This is a genomic window from Bartonella sp. AP331QHHD, from assembly GCF_042195905.1.
Lineage (GTDB): Bacteria > Pseudomonadota > Alphaproteobacteria > Rhizobiales > Rhizobiaceae > Bartonella.
This window is the reverse complement of the sequence record NZ_JBHIPG010000013.1, coordinates 1-2338: the sequence shown is the minus strand read 5'-3', so window position 1 is coordinate 2338 and position 2338 is coordinate 1. Positions and strand designations below refer to the sequence as shown.

The following is a 2338-nucleotide window of genomic DNA, read 5'->3' as shown; positions in this document are numbered from 1 at the left end:
TATTCCTTTGCGTGCCGATGTTCGCGAACAATTCAAGATTTTATTGAGGTTTTAATATGAAGCATGAAAGTGGTTTACCCTTTGCAATTGACAGATCTCGCGGCAAAGAGGAACAACAAAGCGTGGTGTTTTATGGCACGCGTCCCTTTATTCAAAGTGGTGAACTCAATGAGGTTCAAACCATTATAAGGGGGCGGCATGACCGCTTGGGGCGCCTTGTGGCAAAAGAAGGAGACCGCGTTGAACGGGCTGATGCTTTTGTCAACAAAGAGACAAAGACCGTCACTTTAACGGATGGCAAGATTTATATTGCCGGCGATATTTTCCCCGTTGCACCAGCTGTACTCAACAATGTTGCCATGATTGGGCGCTTGGAAATTGGTGTGAAGCTGCAAAAAAAATGGATAACACACGAAGATGATCCAGAGCTCTTGGGGCAAGTCCCTGGTACCTTAGCAGAAGGAGAGCCCGGAGCGGCACGCGAAACAGCACAGCTTGTTTGGGCACTGAAAGAGGATGCGCAGAATGGCACTTTCTTTCCGGTTTATATTTTACAAGATGGTGTTCTGATTGATCAAAAATCGCCCTCACTGCTTGAACCCGCCATGCAAGCTATTGCGACGTACGACCGCGCCCATGGGCATTATATCGTGAGTGGCTGCCGTGTGAGCGCATTGGGAGCCAATAACGGTTGCCAAGTGTTTAGTATTCAAGAAGGAGAAGCCAATATCAATGGCTTTAAACGCAAACGCTTAGCGGCTTTGCGTCATGAAGAACTCGAGGACTTTTCGACAAGCGTTGTTCCTAGCGAAACGCATATTTTTGCGCCCCCAAAAGGGAAAACAAGTTTCACCTTTAAACCCTATTATTTTCCTATTGCCGATATTCAGTCTCTTTTGTTGACAAAAGAAAAAACCGTTAACGTCACCCGTGGTGCCGTTGCCGCTGGGCGTGATGGTGTTCCTGATAAAAGCATCACCGCGTTTATCAAAATCGTTCAAGGAAGCAAGGAATTTAAAGAAGGCACAGATTTTAAAAAAACAGGAGACACCATTGATTGGGCACCGGTGGGAGACGAACCTTTAGCAGGGAGCAGCTATAAGGTGACTTACCGCTATCGCGCAAAAATCACGGCTGATAAAGTAACAGCGCAGGAAATCACTGTCTCAGGTGGGGCGCAAGGTGGTGATATTATCGTCAGTTACACTTACAAACTCCCCCGCATTGACCGCATAGGACTGAACACAGGGGGCAATGTGGTTTACATCAAAGGTATCTCAGTAGATCATCCCATGGCACCCAGTGTCCCTGATGATGTGTTGTCCCTTGCAACCATTACCAACAATTGGCTTGAAACGCCGGTTGTGGTTAATGATGGCACCCGTGTTGCCCCCTATGATGAAATGTGGCGCTATTTTCAACGAGTGCTTTCGCTTGATCGATTGATGCAATTAGAGCGTATTAAAAGCAATGTTGACTCTAAAGAACCTGTTGCCAAAAAGGGCATGTTTGCAGACCCTTTTCTTGATGATAGTTACAGAGATGAAGGCTTTCAACAAACAGGTGCTGTAGGCAACGGCATTTTACAGCTTGCCATTGATCCAACCTTTTACACCGCTAATCTTACAGCGCCTGTCACCCTTGACTGGACAAATGAAGTGATCATTGCGCAAGAGTTGACAACGGCTTGCGAAAAAATCAATCCTTATCAAAATTTTGCACCCCTGCCTGGTACAGTAACCCTTGAACCCGCAACAGACTTTTGGCATGAACAACGCACCGATTGGCTCTCGGGTATCACCAATCAAATCATTATGGGAAAACATCGCGGCAGTACCATACGTAGAACAGAAGTAAGCGATAATTTCATCAACACACACCAAGAACAAATCGACTTTTTAAGACAAATTACCCTTCACTTTAAAATTGAAGGTTTTGGCAGTAGCGAAATCTTGGAAAGTCTTACCTTTGATGGTGTGAATGTTTTACCAAAGAGTCTCCTTATTGCCGATAGCAAGGGCACCCTTGAGGGCGCTTTCACGATTCCACAAAATATTACGGCTGGCACAAAAAACGTTGTGGCAAGGGGAAAAGGTGGAACCATTGCAACGGGGCTTTTTACCGGTCAAGGTCTGATTGATGTGAAAGTGATGCGGCGCACCACCACGGTGAAGATATGGACGCAAGTGGACCCACAAGCGCAAGTTTTTACCCCCGATGAAACACGGCAAATCACCGGTATTGACTTTCATCTTTGCAAAATCGGTAATGAGAACCATGATTTGGTGATTGATTTGGTCACTACAGAAAACGGCTATCCTACCGCCGATATTCAAGC

Annotated in this window: 1 protein-coding gene; it reads left to right on the top strand. The window is 45.9% G+C overall.

Going from position 1 to position 2338, the window contains the following annotated elements:
• Positions 1–56 precede the first annotated feature (56 nt).
• Positions 57–2338: DUF4815 domain-containing protein (locus tag ACFIMS_RS01520; protein WP_375696316.1), on the top strand; the 2282-nt coding region annotated here is incomplete at its 3' end.